Here is a 21,165-nt window from a genome sequence, read left to right as displayed (position 1 = left end):
ATCGGGCTCTGGTTATTATTGTTTTACGTTTAAATCAAAAAGCTCTAGGTCCCACTGACGGTTACCACGCTTTAAAGTTACAAATTCACTATTAATGCTCGCGACGCGATAACCCTTAAATAGCTCGCCTTTTTCGACAAGTTTGTTATCCATAATCGCGATACAATCAGTACTTGGCTTACACACAATACTGTTGAGCTTAGGCAGTCGGTACCGTTTAACTTTTGGTTTCGCTGACGTTTCAACCGCTGGCTTTTCCCAACCAAGTGGGGCCGTTGGGTCCTGGTTTGCCCAAGCGGTTCCTGCCGCTGCCATAACAAGCAATGAGATGATGAGTTTGTTAACCACCAATAAACTCCTCTCTAGATCCTAGTGTGTAGACTTCTAACACAAGCTTCGCTTTCGGGTACTCTTCGACTTTATAACTAAAGCTGCGCCAGTAATAACTCGCAGGAAGGCTCTCCAATTTATTCAGATAATTAGCAATAGAAAAATAGTCACCAGTCAGTTCCATACGAACAGGATGCACGTAGTAACCAGAGTATTGCGATGCTTCTTTATCTTCCGTTATTGGCTCAGATGGCAAGGTTTGCAGAGACAAAAGGTGAATGCCACTTTGCTGCTCCAACACATTTTCAAGCAGCTCAGCCATTTGCGAAGGTGTAATAAGATGCTCGATGATCTCCGCTAATTGCATCGAAAGATGCTGACTCTCAGCTAACAGATTAGATATCGCGCGATCAATCTCAGCATTTGGATCTTTCTTAAGTTGCGCCTGAATACGTAGCGTATCGATTTCAATCTTTTGATTGGCTTGCTTTAAATTACTTAGTTGCCTCTCATTACTGATGATCTCGTTAAGCTTTGGCTCCAATACCAGCGTAAAGAGCAACATGATCACGACAACTAAACCGCACAATGCGGTGAGCACTTTTTCACGCGTACTCATTTCGCCAAAGCGCCCTTCTAATGAGAGCCAGAATTCGTTCATTTCTCTTTATCCTCGCGCGTTTTTAGTTCAAACGTCACAATATCCTTATCATTTCGACCTATTTTGACGTCGTCAAACGTTCGACCAACCAAGCTAATTTCGTTTTTAAATTGGCTGACCCAATTTGGCACTGAGCTCGGTTTTTTCGCTAGCCCCTTCAGGTCTAAGGTATGGGTATTGATTCGAATTTCGGACAAAGAAATTTCTTGGTTTCCTAGCTTCGCTAATGATTGCATCACGCCAGAGTAACCCGTGCGTTGCGAGTCATCGTATTTCCCGACAGCTTTAAGCGAGTCTCGCTTCGCCTTGACTTCACGCTCTAAGCGGGCTTTAGCTGCCAGCTTATTATTGTCAGGTTGATGTTTACGTAGCTTGACTTGATAACGTTCAAGCTCTGACTTCATGATATCGCCTTTACTTTTTACAATAGCAATCTCATCTTCCAAACCGCTGCTCTGCCAAGTGACATAACCGTAAGAAAATAGAATTGCAGCCGCCGCAACGCCCCAAGATAACGCGATATTTTTTAGCGTCAGGAGCTCTTTTTTCGGCTTTAAGTAATCGGGATATAAGTTGACGCGTCGAGTATTTGAAGTAGCCGCAGTGTCAGCCAAAACATGTCCTGATAGCTCATGTTCTGGTGGTAATAACGGTGAAACCTTAGTACTTAAACGGTAGTTCAGAGCCTGAACAAGCTCGCTCTCATCCTCTTCATCACAGCACACTTTCAATTGATGTAATTGCACGTGGCGTAACTGAGATGAAAGATAATCAATCGAACGTTGCAGTTCTAACGACAGACTGTCCATCTGTAAATCGCTAGACGGAACCCCCGTTAACGGTGGCGTCACACTGCGAATAGAGCGGTGGAACGCAATAGTATTTTCGACAAAAGCGCTTATACGGAAATGACCACGCACACTGCGTTGTAATAATAGGAAGTTTCCTAGTTCACCCGCAGTCTCTCCCCAAATATCGTCTTCAGGAAGAATGGCCTCTAATGGTAACTGGGCTCGACTGGCCAGTAACACAATCTTATCCAATATTTTTCGCGATAAGACGTATGCTTGCACTTTGGTTGAATTCGGTAACTCGACCGCATCGGCAATAATGTCGATAGCACGCTCAGAGATCAGTTCTTTCAACAAAAACGGTAATGCGGCTGGCCATTCTTGACGCGGCATGACTGGTTTGTCGATTTGGTACATCTGGTAATAGTTATGAGAAAGAATAACCGTTAATGAATCATACGCACTCGCTGCAACGCTCAATGCTTGCTCAACGGCTTTTTCCCAATTGGACTCAGAAATATCAAATTGGTATGGACGACTACTTTTGATTGAAGATGATAAATAAACGGCGTCTGGCTGAATAACCAAAAAGCAGGAGCGATCACCACTAGATGATCGCTTAAGCTTGTCGAATAGTGCTTTGAAATCCATGATTATTATCTTTATTTTTTCCGCCAGCGATTTCGTCTTCCCAATTTAACTTGGGATTCTGATTGAGAATTCGGCAACGCTTGGGGACGAGGAAGAAACTGCTGCTCCGCAGAAAAGTAACGCCCTTGCCCACCATAAACCCCGAGCTCAATTAATGTGTTGAGCTCGTTCTGATTCTCAATTCCCACTGCTATAATTTTAGTTTTACTGTTTGCCGCCGCACCTAGCATACTGCGGACAAATAGCTGGTTTTCATGTCGTTGGTCGATTTTTGCTACTAAACTGCGATGAAGTTTAAGGTAACGAATGTCCACTTCTTTTAAATAGTGAGTGCTGACGATGGTACGCCCAGCCTGCCCAACCATTAAGTGGCACCCTAAACCGGCCAGCATTTTAGCGACTGGTCGCATAAAGTCTAAGTGTCTTACAAATTGTGCTTCAACAAACTCAAAACTGAGACACTTTCTCTGCTCACGTGACAACTGTAAGAGTTCATCACGAAACCATTTAAAGTACTCTCGGTTAGAAAATGGCGTTACATTCAAATTGAGCGCATACGATCTTGAGTTATCAAAATTGTCCTTAAACTCTCTTAAGAATTTATTAATAACCGACTTATCCATTTGCGCTTCATAACCAACCTGTCTGATCGCAGAAATGAACCGAGACGCTTTAACAATCCCATTCTCAGGATCGCGAATCCGACATGTTAACTCTTCATATAATGATTTTTTATGCGTCGCGTCACTTATTGGGTGCACAGATTGTGCGTAGAGTATCACACTTTCAGGTGTAAGTGCTGTGTCAAATAACGTTCTCCACCTCACACTTCCGCGAGCTTCTTCATCGTGGTTCCATTTTTTGAAGCGACTCCAATTATTGTTATTTTGTAGTTGCGCACTACGCAAAGCAGTCTCGGCTTCATCAATGATTTGGCTGTGTCGCTCACCTTCTTTATAAGTGGTGATGCCAATATGGCACCAGTTGTCTGGATCAAGTGGCTCTGGCGGCATTAACTTTTCTAACTGGCGAATGCATTGCGAGGCAAGGTTAGCCACATCTTTCGCACTTTGGTGCGGTAGAAAAAGCGCAAAATCAGCATCGTAATAACGGGAAAATACAACATCTGGGTATCGTTGAACTAAATTGGACAATAAACTCCCAACTTCAACAATAAACTCATCCGTAATTTGCTTATCTTGCTCTTCTTCAACCAGTTTCCAGTCTTGAATACGCACTAGCAACACGGCGCCGCGAGCCCCACTTTCTAGTAACGCCGATTCCAACTTGCTATCAAATAACACTCGGTTAGCGGTACCGGTTAGCTTATCAAGGAAGGTTTGAGTTCGAATAAAGGTATCAAATCGGCTTCGCTCTTGACGCGCATCTTGTAACTCTTCGATTAATACATCGAGCGCTTCACTGGCGGTGTAAGGCCATTCTTTTTTGTCACCTTTGGCATACTGCTCCACCCTACCAGCCAGGATCATTCTGCCTCGCTCTTCGAGCATTTCGGAGCCTTCTAATTGCTCCTTAAGCCATGCCACGCCGCGCATTAAGCAGAAGATGATCAATATCACGGCAAGCGTGATCGACCAAAGCGCCTGCATTGAGTAGCTGTAACCTAAGTAAGGGGGAATTGCTTTAAAGTGAATCGTGTAATCTTGATTGTGAGTCAGCTGGTACTCTGCCTCAAACAAGACTGACGCTTCCATTTGATGAGAAGTATCTTTGAAGCGATAAACAACGGCGTTGTTAGTCGACAACGTCATTTCGACAATATTGGAAGCCTGCAGCATTTTCGGCATCCAGCGCTGCATAGAATAAGCGGCGTCAGGATCTTCCATCTCCTTGTCGACCACCTCTACGATCCCTTCTAAATAATGGGTGAGATATTCCTGCCCAAGACGTTTAAAAGAGAGGGTGCCACCGACAAACAAGATAAACATGGCGCAGATAACGATCATGGTGACAAAGGCCACCAGCCGTGTGCTTAACTTAAGAGTTGGGGTATACCTCATGAATACCAAATTCCTTTTTTATTCATCATATACCTTATTGAAATATTTATACTTGATAAGAGTTCATCAAACAATCGGATTAGTCTGATAGTGAGAGGCTGGAGCATAAAGAAAATCACACTCATTGATAAGTTTTATTGTTACGCCTAACCTTGCCAAGATAAGCCTGTGAGATCATTAGATTGCGACAATAAAAAAGGCCGCGATATTCGCGGCCTTTTCGATTCAAGCATAAGCAGAATTTAGAACGGGATATCGTCGTCAAAATCCATTGGTGGCTCATTGTACTGCTGCTGTGATTGCTGCGGAGCCTGTTGTTGTGGTTGCTGTTGCTGAGGCGCATTGTACTGCTGCTGAGCTGGCTGTTGAGGCTGACCCCATCCACCTTGTTGCTGCTGTTGACCGCCCATTGGTGCGCCGCCACCTTGAGCACGACCGCCAAGCATTTGCATCACACCATTGAAGCCTTGAACAACGACTTCAGTTGAGTAGCGATCTTGGCCACTTTGATCTTGCCATTTGCGAGTTTGCAGTTGCCCTTCAATGTAAACTTGAGAGCCTTTACGCAAGTACTCACCTGCTACTTCCGCAAGTTTGCCGAACAACACAACACGGTGCCATTCCGTTTTTTCGCGCTGTTCGCCAGTCGCTTTATCACGCCATGAATCAGAAGTCGCAATAGTAATGTTTGCTACTGCACCGCCATTCGGCATGTAACGAATTTCAGGGTCGTTACCTAGATTCCCCACCAAAATAACTTTGTTAATTCCACGGCTGGCCATGATGTGCTCCGTTTCACTCTGGATATATAAAATTTTAGCGTATTAGAATAGCACGCTTTAATGTTTTGATTAAAGTCTAATACCATTGTGATCTATTGAGTCACCCTCTAGAACCCAAATCGTATTTCAACTTACGTGTGTAGCATTTTTGATTCGCGTTGCAGACATCGTTTCGTGAAGCTTTGAATTCGAACGCATTTATTCAGTAAAGCGATGGTTATGGCCTCTCTTTAATGCCAGTTTATGGCTTCTATTGAACCCAGGGAGATTGGAACACGTGAGAAAGTCGGCTTACGCAAGAAAGCTATTTCTGATCAGTATGGAAGATAATGCGCAAAAAAAAGTGGCGGCACTCGAAAAGTACGTTGATATGAGCATCCCGGTGATTTCAACCGCAGCACTCATGGAAGCCAAGCCACAACACCGTAATAAAATTCTACTGATCGACTTCAGTGAACATAAATCACTTGTTCAATCGATCAAAAACTTGCCTCTTGTATGGAAAAACTTTGAAACCGTTGTCTTCAACGTGCCTAAAAGACTAACCACGGATGAACTTCTTTCATTTGGTCAATTAAAAGGTGTGTTTTATTCTGAAGATACGCTAGAGCAAATTGGAGAAGGGTTAAAAGGCATTGTTAACGGTCAAAACTGGCTGCCGCGTAATGTAACCAGTCAACTTTTACACTATTATCGCAATGTCATTAATACTCATACTGCACCAGCTACGGTAGACCTAACCATTCGTGAGCTACAAGTACTGCGTTGCCTACAAGCTGGCGCCTCGAACAGTCAGATGGCCGAGGAGTTATTCGTCAGTGAATTCACCATCAAATCGCACTTGTATCAGATATTCAAAAAGCTATCCGTAAAGAACCGAGTACAGGCAATCGCCTGGGCAGACCAAAACTTAATGTCGTGATGCAATGTGAGCGGCTCTGATAACTGAAATGACGAGTCGCTCATCTTTTTTCCGCACCGAGTCTCACATTTTTTCCTACTTTATTCATGATTCATTGATACCTCTCGTGTTAAAGTTATGCGCAGATTCTTGATAAAAACGAGATAGGATATTCCCCCAATGATAAAAAAATGTCTGTTCCCTGCTGCAGGCTATGGCACACGCTTCCTACCGGCAACGAAATCTATGCCAAAAGAGATGATGCCAGTCGTGAACAAACCGCTTATTGAATACGGTGTCGAAGAAGCAATCCAAGCTGGTATGAACGGCATGTGTATTGTGACGGGTCGTGGCAAGCACTCGATCATGGACCACTTTGATAAGAACTACGAACTGGAACATCAGATTAGCGGTACCAACAAAGAAGAGCTGTTGGTAGATATCCGTGAAATCATTGAATCTGCAAACTTCACTTATATACGTCAACGCGAAATGAAAGGCTTGGGCCACGCGATTCTAACTGGACGAGAATTGGTAGGCGATGAGCCATTTGCTGTTGTTCTTGCTGATGACCTTTGTGTGAACGAGCAAGAGGGCGTACTGGCTCAGATGGTGGCACTATTTAAGCAGTTCCGCTGTTCTATCGTTGCAGTGCAAGAAGTACCAGCCGAAGAAACGCACAAATACGGCGTTATCTCTGGTGAAATGATCAAAGACGACATCTACCGCGTAGACGACATGGTAGAAAAACCAGAGAAAGGCACGGCGCCTAGCAACCTTGCTATCATTGGCCGCTACATCCTGACTCCCGATATTTTTGAACTGATCGAAAACACCGAACCAGGTAAAGGTGGTGAAATTCAAATCACTGACGCGCTGCTGAAGCAAGCAAAAGCGGGCTGTGTATTGGCTTACAAATTCAAGGGCAAACGCTTTGACTGTGGTAGCGTTGAAGGTTACATCGAAGCAACTAACTATTGTTTTGAAAACCTGTATCTAAAAGATGAAAAAACCTCTGAGCTAGGTAAGCACGCAACACAAAAAGCAGTATAAAGCATCGTCTTAGTACGAAATTACTGTATCGAAAGCCCAGCACAACGCTGGGCTTTTTACTTTACTGTTTTTTTATCCAGTAATTTTCTTTGCACATTTCTCACACTATGTAATACTTGCCCCACTTGGTTATACATAGAGCAAAAACGATGGATAAAATAGAAGTTCGCGGTGCCCGAACCCATAACCTTAAAGACATTAATCTTACAATCCCTCGCGATAAACTGATTGTCATTACTGGACTAAGTGGCTCCGGTAAATCCTCTCTCGCTTTCGATACATTGTATGCAGAAGGCCAACGACGCTACGTAGAGTCTCTCTCTGCCTACGCTCGTCAGTTTTTGTCTCTGATGGAAAAACCCGATGTCGACCATATTGAAGGGTTATCACCCGCGATTTCTATTGAACAGAAGTCTACTTCTCATAACCCGCGTTCAACCGTCGGTACAATTACCGAAGTCTACGACTACTTGCGTCTGTTGTATGCTCGTGTAGGCGAACCCCGATGTCCAACGCACCATGCCCCTCTTGCTGCGCAAACCATCAGTCAAATGGTGGACAAAGTTCTGGAGATGCCAGAAGGCAGCAAAATGATGCTGTTGGCACCCATTGTCAAAGAGCGTAAAGGTGAGCATGTTAAAACGCTTGAGAACTTAGCGGCTCAAGGCTTTATTCGTGCGCGTATTGATGGAGAGACTTGCGATCTGTCCGATCCTCCAACGCTAGAGCTACATAAAAAGCACACCATTGAAGTCGTGGTAGACCGCTTTAAAGTTCGTCCAGACTTACAACAGCGCTTGGCCGAATCTTTCGAGACAACACTCGAATTATCAGGCGGAATTGCGGTTGTCGCGCCAATGGATGGCGACGGTGAAGAGATTATTTTCTCCGCCAACTTCGCTTGTCCACAATGTGGTTACAGCATGCAAGAGTTAGAGCCGCGACTTTTCTCATTCAACAACCCTGCTGGTGCATGTGGCACTTGTGATGGCTTGGGTGTTCAACAATACTTCGATCCAAGCCGAGTCATTCAAGATGATTCATTAAGCTTGGCACAAGGTGCGATTCGCGGTTGGGATCAAAAGAACTACTACTACTTCCAAATGCTCACCTCATTGGCCGATCATTATGGTTTTGACCTCCATGCCCCTTTTAATTCTCTGCCAAAGAAAACGCAAGATGTCATTCTAAAGGGCTCAGGTCGTACTGAGATTGAGTTTAAATACATCAACGATCGTGGCGATATTCGCGTTAAACGCCATCCATTCGAAGGTATTCTGAATACCCTAGAACGTCGCTATCGTGATACAGAATCCAACTCTGTCCGTGAAGAGCTTGCAAAATACATCTCCACTAAATCTTGTTCAAGCTGTGGCGGTACTCGTCTACGCCTCGAAGCACGTAACGTTTTTATTGCTGATACGACACTACCTGAGATTGTTGAACTCAGCATTGCTGATGCATTGGAGTTCTTCCATTCCTTGAAACTGGAAGGTCAACGAGCCCAAATCGCTGAAAAAGTGATGAAGGAAATCAACGACCGCCTGCAATTCTTAGTTAACGTCGGTTTGAACTACCTAAACTTATCACGCAGTGCAGAAACCTTATCAGGCGGTGAAGCTCAACGTATTCGTTTAGCAAGCCAAATTGGTGCAGGTCTTGTTGGTGTCATGTACGTCTTAGATGAACCGTCGATTGGCCTCCACCAGCGTGATAACGAACGACTCCTAAAAACACTGACTCATTTGCGCGATTTAGGTAATACCGTACTTGTGGTAGAACACGATGAAGATGCGATTCGCTGTGCAGATCATGTCATAGATATTGGTCCTGGTGCTGGCGTACATGGTGGTAATGTTGTTGCGGAAGGCACCATGGAAGAGATAGTCGCGAATCCGAATTCTCTGACAGGTCAGTACTTAAGTGGTGTTAAAGAAATCGCAGTACCGAAAGATCGCACGCCGCGAGATCCGAAAAAAACGGTTGAGCTATTAGGCGCAACAGGTAATAACCTTAAAAACGTTAACCTTTCAATTCCTGTTGGGTTATTCAGCTGTATTACAGGGGTATCTGGCTCAGGTAAATCAACGCTGATTAATGATACTTTCTTTAAAATTGCGCATACCCAACTTAACGGAGCGACAACGGCTCAGCCTTCACCTTATAAATCGATTAAAGGTCTAGAGCACTTCGATAAAGTCATCGATATTGATCAAAGCCCAATTGGCCGTACACCTCGCTCTAACCCTGCAACCTATACGGGGATCTTTACCCCAATCCGTGAACTGTTTGCAGGCACACAGGAGTCGCGTTCTCGCGGTTACAAGCCGGGCCGTTTTAGTTTTAACGTACGCGGTGGTCGTTGTGAGGCCTGTCAGGGTGACGGTGTTATCAAAGTAGAAATGCATTTCCTACCAGATGTTTATGTGCCATGTGATGTGTGTAAAGGTAAACGCTACAACCGTGAAACGCTCGAAGTACGTTACAAAGGTAAAACTATTGATGAAGTGCTAGAAATGACGGTCGAAGATGCACGCACCTTCTTCGATCCAGTTCCTGCCATCGCTCGCAAACTACAAACACTGATGGATGTGGGTTTGTCGTACATACGATTGGGTCAAGCGGCAACAACACTCTCCGGTGGTGAAGCACAGCGTGTGAAACTGGCGCGAGAGCTATCCAAACGTGATACAGGAAAAACCTTGTACATTTTGGATGAACCAACAACCGGCTTGCACTTCCATGATATCCAGCAGTTGCTCACTGTACTGCACAGACTTCGCGACCACGGAAATACTGTCGTGGTGATCGAGCATAACCTGGACGTCATTAAGACTGCGGACTGGATTATCGATCTTGGTCCTGAAGGGGGTCAGGGTGGCGGCGAGATAATCGCTCAAGGCACTCCGGAAGATGTGTCGCAAATCGAGGGGTCGCACACAGCTCACTTCCTCAAGCCTATGTTGAAGTAGAAAAAACAGGTAAAGTATCGAGACCAGCAAGTGCTGGTCTTTTTTCATTCAAAACAACGCAATAACTATGGCTACTATACATGTAAGTGGAACAAAGCTTTCTCCCGAAAAAGTACAGGTTCCCCTCAATCGCAAGTTTCTCATTGCCTTGGCAACACTATTTGTGTTGGCAATGCACTTTTTCATGCCCAACCCCGGCGGTTCGGGGCTTTCGCTTTCGTTCAATGCGACAACTTGGATTGCTTTTAGCTTTGCATTAGGCATTGGGTGTTACCAACTTGCGAATAATCGAGTACTACGTTACTCAAAACTAACCATCGGCTTGTTCATTAGTGCTCTTATCATGACGGTGCCCATTCTGTACCCAAATGCGAATAGCAGTTTGGCAGCCAATAAGCTCATTGGCCTGTGGTGTGGTGTCCTGTTCTTTATTGCCTTACAACAATTTCATTTCAGTAATAAACATCGCCAACGCCTATTATGGTTCATTGTCCTTGCGGTTGTTATCGAAGCCATTTTTGGTTTGACACAATATCTGTATCTCAAACCAGGCAATCCGTTTGGTTACGACACGGTGGCCAATCGTCCTTATGGTATTTTCCAACAGCCCAATGTAATGGCCAGCTTTCTTGCGACAGGGTTGGTGATTGCCAGCTATTTACTTGCACGTCAGCCCTACAAATACGACCGTAAGTTAAGCGATGTTTACCTTCTCTATGCCGTACCAGTTTTAACTTTACCACTAATTGTGGCGTTGGCTTCACGCACTGGTTGGTTAGCCTCGGTCATCGCCGTGTTGTTGGTCATTCCATACATGTACCGCTTTGCAACCAAAGGGCGCTTTATCCGCTGGGTTGTGTCACTTGTAAGTGGGCTCTTACTCTCAGTCGTTGTCATGTATCTTGCCTTTCCTGATGGAGGTGGGTTAGCCGCAGAAAAAGTAAATATGGAGTCTCCTCGAGCGTATACTTTTCCGCAAACATTAGACATGGTGATTGAAAAGCCTTTTACTGGTTATGGATATGGCAAGTTTGAATCTGAGTACATGCTGTATACGGCTCGTCAACATGCCCTTAATGAGAATTACCCAGCAGGTTTGCCTGCCATGGATCATCCGCATAACGAGCTGCTTTACTGGGGAGTAGAAGGTGGCTTACTGCCAATACTCGGCATCTTCTTAGCGATGGCACTGGTACTGTATCGAATCTATCAAGCCAAACGCGGAACTCGTCTTGCGTTGCTGGCCTTGTTTATACCTATCGTATTGCACTCACAACTGGAATACCCTTTCTACCACTCTCTCGTGCATTGGTTGATCTTCGTTATCCTACTGTACTGGGTCGATCAGCGCGTCTCTCGTTATCGACAAGTCGGCTTTAGTAATGTAACCAAAAGCTTGCTGCGTGTTTTTAGTTTGGTACTTCCCGTTGCGTTTACGTTTTACATGGTAAGCGCATTACATACGAACTATGTATTGACGAAGTTTGAGACCACTAGACCAACTAACCCTGATATTCTGAATCAAGTCAGTAACCCTGTAGTTTGGAAAGACAGGTTTGATTGGGATGTCTATAGCACGTTTTTAAACCTTGGGCTGTACCAACAAGACGCAACCTTGATCAAGCCTTATATCGATTGGTCGCTAAAAATCATCAAAGATAAGCCTCGCCCTGCATTTTATAACAATTTGATTTTGGCCTACCAAGGCTTAGATGACTCAAGTAAAGCGGAGCAAATTAGAGCTGAAGCGCAGTTTTTGTTCCCGAAGATTGATTTCAGTGACGTCAATTACCAACCACCTTCTCAAGCAATCTCTGCCTCACCAGCCCCCACTTCAGGAGCTAAGTAATAAATACCAAAAAGCGAAGGGATGACCTTCGCTTTTCTTGATCTCATTGCTGTATGATTTTATTCAGTGAGTGACTCTTCTAACGCTTTTAAGCACAGCGCAACGTTTTCAGATCGAGCGCCGTAACCCATTAAGCCAATACGCCACGCTTTACCAGCTAATGCCCCAAGGCCTGCACCAATTTCTAGATTATAGGTTTCTAGCAAGTGAGCACGAACTTTTGCTTCATCAATTCCTTCAGGCACGTAAATCGCATTTAATTGTGGCAACCGATGGGCTTCGTCCACAACAAATTCAAAGCCTAACTTTTGTAAGCCATTTTTGAGTTTTTCATGCATCAGTTGGTGACGAGCCCAAGCGTTTTCTAATCCTTCATTTTTCAGTATCAATAAAGCTTCATGAAGCGCATACAAGCTATTAACTGGCGCCGTATGATGGTAACTACGCTTGCCTTCTCCACTCCAATACCCCAAAACTAAACTCTGATCGAGGAACCAACTCTGTACTGGTGTTGTTCTTGCTTGAATCTTTTCAATCGCGGCAGGAGAAAACGTCACTGGTGAGAGCCCAGGTACACATGACAAACATTTTTGACTACCAGAGTAAACCGCATCCAGTTGCCATTCATCCACTTTTAACGGCACACCACCAAGCGATGTCACCGCATCAACAATAGATAATGCATTATGCTGTTTCGCCAGCTTACCCAATGCTTGAGCATCACTGACTGCACCAGTTGAGGTTTCCGCATGCACAAAAGCAAGAACTTTTGTATCTGGGTGCTGTTCGAGTGCTTGCTCGACTTTATCAATGGAAACAGGTGCCCCCCATTCATCATCGACGATAACAACTTCACCACCAGCACGGACGACGTTTTCGCGCATGCGTTCACCAAATACACCGTTACGGCAGACGATAACTTTGTCGCCTTTCTCGATCAAGTTTACAAAGCAGGTTTCCATCCCTGCGCTACCAGGCGCTGAAACCGCAATAGTGAACTCATTGTCAGTTTGAAAGGCATACTTCAATAGCTGCTTGAGCTCATCCATCATACCGATAAACAGAGGATCAAGGTGACCTACCGTAGGACGGCTTAGTGCTTGTAACACTTGAGGATAAATATCAGAAGGACCAGGTCCCATTAAAATACGGTGAGGCGGAATAAAGCTTTGGATCGACATGTCAGCTCCTTGATTATCTTTTATCCTGAGCATTCTAAAAGTTCTATTCAATAACATGGCTCAGGTGTAGGGTTCTTCACCCTAATAGATTTTTCCTCTATCAGCAATTAGCCGTAAGTATGGAGGTCAAACCAGTGTCACAAAATCGTTAATAAAAAACACCATAAAGGTTGAAATATTGATTGACATTAAGGCCTCAAAACCGTTCAATGTTTGAGCTTTATGTAGAAGAGGAGCGCTACCCAGGTAGATGATTTGTGGAACCGCAATTCCAACACCAATCATTGAGGGGGAGTAGTGCCGAGGTAAGTCAAAGTTGCAGGATTTGACTTATCGGTTGAATTGGGCTGAATCCCATCAACTGTCATCAGCGCAGTCTGATGAAGGGCTTCTGAGGGTAAATTTTTCAAATAGCATTCTAAATACCTCTCTTTTTGCTCTGTTCCTTTTCTCACTAAACATTGGATGTACAATTTTTTAGGAAGTCGTGGGAGAACGCAGTGAGCGCATTTAACGTAGCTAAATTCGGTGGAACCAGTGTTGCCAACTTTGAGGCAATGAGTCGTTGCGCCACCATTATCGAAAACAATCCAAATACTCGCCTGGTCGTGAGCAGCGCTTGCTCAGGCGTCACCAACCTATTGGTAGAACTCGCCAACGGTGTTCAGGATCAAACGCACCGTACTGAGCTGCTGCAAAATCTGGCCAACATTCATGACGCCATTTTAACTCAGCTCGAAGACAGCACGAAAACTGCTGCCGAGGTGTATGGCATATTAGATACCGTAACCAGCCTGGCCGAGGCTGCATCTATCCAAGCTAGTGCGAAGTTAACCGATCATTTAGTCGCATGTGGCGAACTCATGTCGACGCATATTCTAACTCAGTTAATGTGTGAGCGAGGCATTCAAGCTGTGCGCTTTGATATCCGCGATGTGCTGCGTACTGATGACAACTTTGGTCGCGCGGATCCAAACATTGAAGCAATTTCGACGCTTGCGCAAGATAAACTCGTACCACTTTGCCAACAATCCGTTGTTGTTACTCAAGGCTTCATAGGATCTGACGAAGCCGGTAATACAACAACATTAGGTCGAGGGGGCAGCGATTACAGCGCCGCCTTAATTGCTGAGAGCGTTAAAGCAGCAGGGCTAGAAATCTGGACTGATGTTCCGGGTATCTACACAACAGACCCGCGAATTGCACCAAAAGCCTCACCAATTCCCGAGATCAGCTTTAGTGAAGCTTCAGAAATGGCTAACTTTGGCGCTAAAATCCTTCACCCTTCTACGCTAGTACCCGCATTACGCCACGACATTCCGGTATTTGTAGGGTCATCGAAAGAGCCAGAAAAAGGGGGAACTTGGATTCGCCACCAAGTCGAAAGCTCACCGTTATTCCGTGCGCTAGCTTTGCGTTGTAACCAAACCATGGTAACGCTACGCAGCGCCAATATGTTCCACGCATACGGATTCTTAGCGAAGGTTTTTGAGATCCTTGCAAAGCATAAGATCTCTGTCGATTTGATCACGACATCTGAAATCAGTGTATCGTTAACACTTGATCAAACTGATACATCTGGCGGAGCACCACAGCTGCCGCAAGCTGCACGAGAAGAGTTAGAAGAGTTATGTAAGGTAGAAGTTGAACATGACCTATGCCTCGTTGCTCTCATTGGTAACAACATGAGTGAGAGTAAAGGCTACGCGAAACAGGTTTTTGGCACGCTAGAAGACTTTAACCTACGCATGATTTGTTATGGCGCTAGCCCTCACAACTTATGCTTCTTGCTCCATGAATCGGTATCGAAACAAGCCATACAAAAACTCCACACTGAGTTGTTTGAGAAGTAAGTTCAACTCAATAAAACAAAGGGCTGCGTATCTGCAGCCCTTTGTTGTTTCAATAGTTGTTACATTTGGACGAGGTAAACATCAATTTAACCGTTAATGTTTGGCCCTAACCATTTTTCAGCCTCGATCCTATCCCACCCCTTACGATCGGCGTAACTCTCTAGCTGATCTTCTTGAATCTGTGCGATCGCAAAGTAACGTGAGTCAGGATGAGAGAAATACCAACCAGAGACTGACGCGCCCGGATACATTGCATAGCTGGAGGTTAGAGTCATGCCAATATTCTCTTCCACATTAAGTAGCTCCCAAAGCGGTCCTTTTTCAGTATGCTCAGGGCACGCTGGATAACCTGGTGCAGGGCGAATACCTTGGTATTTTTCACGAATGAGATCATCGTTAGATAAATCTTCATCCGCAGCATAACCCCAAATTTCTTTACGGACACGCTCATGCAAATACTCAGCAAACGCTTCGGCTAGGCGATCCGCCACCGCTTGAATCATAATTGCGTTGTAATCATCTCCCTGTGCTTTGTATTCATCAGCAAGCTCTCGTTCACCAATACCACCAGTGACAGCAAATGCCCCTATCCAATCATGCTTACCCGACTCTTTAGGTGCGATGTAGTCGGATAAACAATAGTTGAATCCTTTTGGTTTCTCGGTCTGTTGTCGCAAGTTACGTAATACTTTCACAACGTCGGTACGAGTTTCATCAGCATAAACTTCAATGTCGTCCCCCACGCTCGCAGCAGGGAATAAGCCACACATTCCACGCGCTTTTAACAGGCCTTCTCGCTCAACTCGATCAAGTATCTCGTTGGCATCTTCGAATAAACGTTTTGCTTCTTCACCAACTTCTTCATGTTGGAAAATTGTTGGATACTTACCCACAAGTGACCAAGTCATAAAGAATGGTGTCCAATCGATGTATTGACGTAATATAGCCACATCAAAATCATCGAAGATATGAATGCCAGGCTTAACAGGCACTGGAGGGGTGTAAGCTTCCCAATCGATAGCAACTTTATTCGCTCGAGCCGCTTCTAATGTCACTGGTTTGGTTCTCGGTTTCTTTCGATTATGTTGATCACGTACTCGTTCGTAATCAGCTTCAAGTTTTTCAACAAATTCAGGGCGACGTTCATCTGACAGAAGAGAAGTACATACGCCCACTGCACGTGAGGCGTTGTTCACGTAAACCACTGGATGCTTGTAATTTTGCTCAATCTTAACTGCTGTATGGGCTTTTGACGTTGTTGCGCCACCGATGAGAAGAGGTAAGTTAAAGTCGAGACGCTCCATCTCTTTGGCAACATGCACCATTTCGTCTAATGAAGGCGTGATCAACCCTGATAAACCAATAATATCGACGTTTTCTTCTTGCGCTACTTTTAAGATCTTTTCGCAAGGAACCATGACACCAAGATCGATAATTTCGTAGTTATTGCACTGCAATACAACGCCTACGATATTTTTCCCGATATCATGTACATCACCTTTGACCGTCGCTAGCAAAATCTTACCGTTTGTTTGTCCCACCTGCTTTTCTGCATTGATGTAGGGCTCCAGATGCGCGACTGCTTGCTTCATCACTCGGGCAGATTTTACGACCTGAGGAAGGAACATTTTACCTTCACCAAACAAGTCTCCGACGACGTTCATCCCATCCATTAGTGGGCCTTCAATCACCTCTAATGGCTTTGAAGCGTTGACACGAGCCTCTTCGGTATCATCAACGATGAACTCAGTTATTCCTTTCACTAACGCGTGCTCTAAGCGCTTTTCAACAGGCCAAGTTCTCCACTCAAGTGCAGAGGCATCCTCCTCTTTACCTACCCCTTTGCCTGCATATTCCGCCGCGATATCTAACAATCTCTCAGTGGCGTCATCACGACGATTAAGAACGACATCTTCCACAGACTCACGCAATTTTTCAGGCACGTTATCGTAGATTTCTAACTGACCCGCATTCACAATCCCCATATCCATACCATTTTTAAAACAGTGGTAGAGGAACACCGCGTGAATCGCTTCACGTACATAGTTATTGCCACGGAAAGAGAATGAGACGTTAGAAACACCACCCGAGATCATCGCGTGTGGTAAATCACGTTTGATATCGCCAACGGCTTCAATGAAATCCACCGCGTAGTTATTATGCTCCTCGATCCCCGTAGCAATGGCAAAAATGTTTGGGTCAAAAATGATGTCTTCTGGTGGAAAGCCCACTTCATCAACAAGAATTCGGTAAGCGTTGGTACAAATTTCTACTTTGCGCTCACGTGTATCTGCTTGCCCAATCTCATCAAACGCCATCACAATCACAGCCGCACCGTAACGGCGGATCAACTTAGCTTGTTCAACGAATTTCTCTTTGCCTTCTTTGAGAGAGATCGAGTTAACAATGCCTTTTCCTTGGATGCACTTAAGACCGGCTTCAATAACCTCCCACTTGGAAGAGTCAACCATGATTGGTACTTTTGAGATTTCAGGTTCTGACGCACAAAGGTTTAAAAAGCGAACCATACAAGCTTGTGCATCCAACATGCCTTCATCCATGTTGATATCGATAATTTGAGCGCCATTTTCAACTTGTTGACGAGCCACATCGAGCGCTTCATCGTACAGTTCTTCTTTAATCAAGCGCTTAAAACGCGCAGAACCGGTTACATTCGTACGCTCACCGACATTGATAAATAAAGAGTCTTTATCAATCGCGAGTGGCTCTAGGCCAGACAAGCGACAAGCAACGGGAAGTTCAGGTAATTGACGAGGGGCGATATTTTCAACCGCGAGTGCCATTTGGCGAATGTGCTCAGGAGTTGTACCACAACACCCACCAATCAAGTTTAAAAAGCCACTTTGAGCCCACTCTTTAACATGCTTAGCCATATCTTCTGGCGACAAATCGTATTCGCCGAATGCATTCGGAAGCCCAGCATTTGGGTGAGCGGAAACAAAAGATTCTGATATACGAGAGAGCTCTTCAACATAAGGACGCAGCTCATCTGGACCAAGTGCACAGTTCAAACCAAACGAAATCGGTTTAACATGACGTAATGAGTTGTAAAACGCTTCTGTGGTTTGACCGGATAATGTCCGACCGGAAGCATCAGTAATAGTCCCCGAGATCATCACAGGTAACTCAATACTCATCTCTTCAAACACACTTTCAACAGCAAATGAACAAGCCTTAGCGTTAAGCGTATCGAAGATGGTCTCGATAAGAATAAGGTCTGAACCACCTTTAATAAGCGCTCGAGTCGATTCAGAGTAAGCCTCAACTAACTCGTCGAAAGAAACATTTCGATATCCGGGGTCATTTACATCAGGAGAAATAGAACAAGTTCGGTTTGTCGGCCCTAAAACCCCTGCGACATAACGTGGTTTATCGGGTGTTTTTGCGGTCCATTCGTCTGCAACTTCACGTGCAAGCTTGGCAGCTGCAAAGTTAATTTCTTCACTTAGGCTTTCCATCTCGTAGTCAGCCATCGCAATGGTTGTTGCGTTAAAAGTGTTGGTCTCAAGAATATCTGCACCCGCTTCTAAATATGCAGCGTGAATTTCCTTGATAAGTTGAGGCTGACTTAGAACCAACAGGTCGTTGTTACCTTTTAGATCACAATGCCAATCCGCAAAGCGCGTTCCTCGATAGTCTTGCTCTTCAAGTTTGTACCCTTGAATCATGGTTCCCATACCACCATCAATCAAAAGAATACGTTGCTTCAATTGAGCTTCAATCTGTTGTCTTACGTTACTTCCCACAGTACAGCCTCATTCCTTTAGTTATCTTTCCATCCTATCACACAAACTTCAGGAGTCTAGACGTCTAAACGTGGAATTAATGATTATTTTATCTCCTTCTTAACTTACAAAATAATCACGAAAAAATGTTTGCTATTTAAGCAGCATCAGCCGAGAATTCCATTCATAAAATGTTACAAATAGAGAGCTCTATGTCGGTCTATCATACTTTATGTTTTCTATCCGCAGCTGCGATGCTAATTGCTTTTGTAAACAGCAAGATAGGAAAGATGCAAACCACCATTGCGATTACTGCAGGTTCAATGGTGCTTTCACTTCTAATCTTAATTGCGGGTCAAAACAACTGGTTCCATCTCACCGAAATTGCGACGGAGACAGTCACAAGGATTAACTTCGAAGATTTCTTGCTCAAAGGCATTCTTGGCTTCTTACTATTTGCTGGTGGACTAGGCATCAAACTCCCGAACCTTAAAGATCAAAAGTGGGAGATCACTGTTTTAGCCCTTGGAGCCACACTGTTTTCCACGTTCTTTATTGGATTTGCGCTGTATGGGTTTTGTCAGTTAATTGGCATCCAATTTGATTTGGTCTACTGCTTACTATTTGGTGCTCTAATATCGCCAACTGACCCAATCGCTGTATTGGCTATTGTGAAAAAACTAGATGCTCCTAAACGTATCTCCACTCAGATTGAAGGAGAATCGCTCTTCAATGATGGCTTCGGTTTGGTTATCTTCGTCACTCTATTTACGATTGCATTTGGCACTGAGGCACCAACTGTAGGTAGTGTCACCTTACTCTTCATCCAAGAAGCTATCGGTGGTATCACATATGGTTTCGTCCTCGGTTTGCTATTCCACTACTTGATCAGTGCCACCGATGATCACTCAATGGAATTGTTACTTACCATTGGTGTCCCAACGGCAGGTTACGCATTTGCTGAATACATCCATGTATCAGGCCCACTCGCAATGGTTGTATCCGGTATTATGATTGGCAACTGGACACGCTTTATTGGCTTTTCAAAAGAGAGTGAAGATCACCTTGACCATTTTTGGGAGCTTGTTGATGAATTCTTGAATGGCGTGTTATTCCTACTGATCGGTATGTCGATGCTGCTATTTGAATTCCACAAAGAAGACTGGATTATGATGGCTATTTCAGTCCCTCTTGTACTAGCAGCTCGCTATTTAAGCGTATTTCTCTCGTACATTGGCTTTAAGCGTTACAGAAAATATAACCCGTGGTCAGTACGTATTTTGACGTGGGGCGGCTTACGCGGGGGCCTTGCATTGGCAATGGCACTTTCCATTCCATCTGGTATTTGGGTGATTCAAGATAAGTTAATCGATGTAAAAGAGATTATTCTTGTAATGACCTACTCCGTCGTTGTTTTCTCTATCCTCATTCAAGGCTCAACAATCACCCCAATGATTGAAAAAGCAAAAGCAGAAGAGAAGAAGATGGAAGAGAACAACCAAGCAATAACCACTCCGGAACATACGGAGCCAGTGGACTCTTAAAGACACGTAACTTAATAAATAAAAAGCAGCTACCTAGCTGCTTTTTTCATAACTAATTTTCAGACTCCCCTTCAAGGACGAGTGCTCCTTATTCTTTGATATACCTTCAAATATACTAAGAATCGCTACGCTGCATTTTCATAGATACTAACTATTGCCGATAGATAGTATTCATAGACGAGCCTTTTAATTTACCCATTTATCACTTCTCTTCTCTTCTCTTCTCTTGGCAATATAGGCTCCTCGCAAATATCAAAGCTAAACTTCCACAATACTTAGCAATGAGCGAGTTTGTATTTTAATGAGAAAGATACATTTAGGGTGATTGCGTTCAGAACCCAAACAGGTTAGCAATCTCACCAAGATAAAACTGAGCTAGCATTCAGGTAGATCAAAGCCTTAACAGAAATTTAGTCCCCCTCTCTCTTGAACTCAGTAAGACTAAACTTGTATTCAAAGTCGTCCTGTTTTCAAAATTGGAACAAGTGACACCTCAAACAATTAAACTCTGTCACATAACTAGATTTTCTAATATCGAACAAAAGGAGCTTTGGTGAATGAAGAGGCTCAAAACTAGCGCTCGAGACTGCAGAAACCACACAAAACTGCGTTCCACTTCACTCATACAGGGCTTAGAAAGCATAGCCAGAGGGAAGCCGGCCTCTCGATGCAAGGTTTCAATATGAAAGTGGGTTTAAGGTAAGTCGGGGAACCAAAACGAAAAAAGCCTCAGTCTTTCGACTGAGGCTTAATATAAGTGGCGGAGTGGACGGGACTCGAACCCGCGACCCCCGGCGTGACAGGCCGGTATTCTAACCAACTGAACTACC

The 21,165-nt window shown here is 44.4% G+C and carries 13 protein-coding genes and 1 riboswitch; of the genes, 6 read left to right on the top strand and 7 right to left on the bottom strand.

Annotated features, from left to right (window positions below; translation table 11 throughout):
• Nucleotides 1–15: 15 nt before the first annotated feature.
• From R7Q41_RS20415 to R7Q41_RS20395, 5 genes are all read right to left on the bottom strand, one after another.
• Complete coding sequence (locus R7Q41_RS20415; protein WP_005381196.1) at nucleotides 16–348, bottom strand: hypothetical protein; 333 nt, start codon at nucleotides 346–348, stop codon at nucleotides 16–18.
• A complete protein-coding gene (gene gspM, locus R7Q41_RS20410) occupies nucleotides 341–991 on the bottom strand; it encodes a type II secretion system protein GspM (protein WP_005381197.1) in 651 nt (216 codons plus the stop codon). The genes R7Q41_RS20415 and gspM overlap by 8 nt, the downstream gene beginning before the upstream one ends.
• Nucleotides 988–2,433, bottom strand: a complete 1,446-nt coding sequence (locus R7Q41_RS20405; protein ID WP_005387799.1) for a hypothetical protein — start codon at nucleotides 2,431–2,433, stop codon at nucleotides 988–990. The genes gspM and R7Q41_RS20405 overlap by 4 nt, the downstream gene beginning before the upstream one ends.
• Before the next feature lie 11 nt (nucleotides 2,434–2,444).
• On the bottom strand, nucleotides 2,445–4,454 hold the full coding sequence (gene csrD, locus R7Q41_RS20400) for an RNase E specificity factor CsrD (protein ID WP_005381201.1): 2,010 nt from the start codon (nucleotides 4,452–4,454) through the stop codon (nucleotides 2,445–2,447).
• A 242-nt stretch (nucleotides 4,455–4,696) separates the two neighbouring features.
• Nucleotides 4,697–5,236: a single-stranded DNA-binding protein gene (locus R7Q41_RS20395; RefSeq protein WP_005381235.1), complete on the bottom strand. Its 540-nt coding sequence runs from the start codon at nucleotides 5,234–5,236 to the stop codon at nucleotides 4,697–4,699.
• A 277-nt stretch (nucleotides 5,237–5,513) separates the two neighbouring features.
• On the opposite strand from R7Q41_RS20395, the gene R7Q41_RS20390 reads away from it, so the two are divergent.
• From R7Q41_RS20390 to R7Q41_RS20375, 4 genes are all read left to right on the top strand, one after another.
• The gene (locus R7Q41_RS20390) at nucleotides 5,514–6,158 is read left to right on the top strand and encodes a LuxR C-terminal-related transcriptional regulator (RefSeq protein ID WP_005381237.1); all 645 of its coding nucleotides are present in this window, start codon (nucleotides 5,514–5,516) and stop codon (nucleotides 6,156–6,158) included.
• A 159-nt stretch (nucleotides 6,159–6,317) separates the two neighbouring features.
• Nucleotides 6,318–7,190, top strand: a complete 873-nt coding sequence (gene galU / locus R7Q41_RS20385; RefSeq protein ID WP_005381239.1) for a UTP--glucose-1-phosphate uridylyltransferase GalU — start codon at nucleotides 6,318–6,320, stop codon at nucleotides 7,188–7,190.
• Between the two features lie 149 nt (nucleotides 7,191–7,339).
• Complete coding sequence (gene uvrA, locus R7Q41_RS20380) at nucleotides 7,340–10,162, top strand: excinuclease ABC subunit UvrA (protein ID WP_005381241.1); 2,823 nt, start codon at nucleotides 7,340–7,342, stop codon at nucleotides 10,160–10,162.
• Between the two features lie 67 nt (nucleotides 10,163–10,229).
• A complete protein-coding gene (locus tag R7Q41_RS20375; protein ID WP_206959913.1) occupies nucleotides 10,230–12,011 on the top strand; it encodes a PglL family O-oligosaccharyltransferase in 1,782 nt (593 codons plus the stop codon).
• A gap of 59 nt (nucleotides 12,012–12,070) precedes the next feature.
• On the opposite strand, the gene R7Q41_RS20370 is transcribed toward R7Q41_RS20375, so the two are convergent.
• Nucleotides 12,071–13,192, bottom strand: coding sequence for a pyridoxal-phosphate-dependent aminotransferase family protein (locus R7Q41_RS20370; RefSeq protein ID WP_206959912.1), 1,122 nt, complete (start codon nucleotides 13,190–13,192; stop codon nucleotides 12,071–12,073).
• 220 nt (nucleotides 13,193–13,412) lie between these two features.
• Nucleotides 13,413–13,591, top strand: a riboswitch (Lysine riboswitch).
• A gap of 101 nt (nucleotides 13,592–13,692) precedes the next feature.
• On the opposite strand from R7Q41_RS20370, the gene lysC reads away from it, so the two are divergent.
• A complete protein-coding gene (lysC, locus tag R7Q41_RS20365) occupies nucleotides 13,693–15,045 on the top strand; it encodes a lysine-sensitive aspartokinase 3 (protein ID WP_206959911.1) in 1,353 nt (450 codons plus the stop codon).
• An 86-nt stretch (nucleotides 15,046–15,131) separates the two neighbouring features.
• On the opposite strand, the gene metH is transcribed toward lysC, so the two are convergent.
• A complete protein-coding gene (metH, locus tag R7Q41_RS20360) occupies nucleotides 15,132–18,812 on the bottom strand; it encodes a methionine synthase (protein WP_318144645.1) in 3,681 nt (1,226 codons plus the stop codon).
• Between the two features lie 191 nt (nucleotides 18,813–19,003).
• On the opposite strand from metH, the gene R7Q41_RS20355 reads away from it, so the two are divergent.
• Entirely contained in the window at nucleotides 19,004–20,335 is a 1,332-nt protein-coding gene (locus tag R7Q41_RS20355) for a cation:proton antiporter (RefSeq protein ID WP_053306797.1), read from the top strand.
• The last annotated feature ends 830 nt before the right edge of the window (nucleotides 20,336–21,165 follow it).

The organism is Vibrio sp. 2096 (assembly GCF_033339595.1).
Classification (GTDB): domain Bacteria; phylum Pseudomonadota; class Gammaproteobacteria; order Enterobacterales; family Vibrionaceae; genus Vibrio; species Vibrio alginolyticus.
This window is presented reverse-complemented; position numbering and strand designations above follow the sequence as displayed.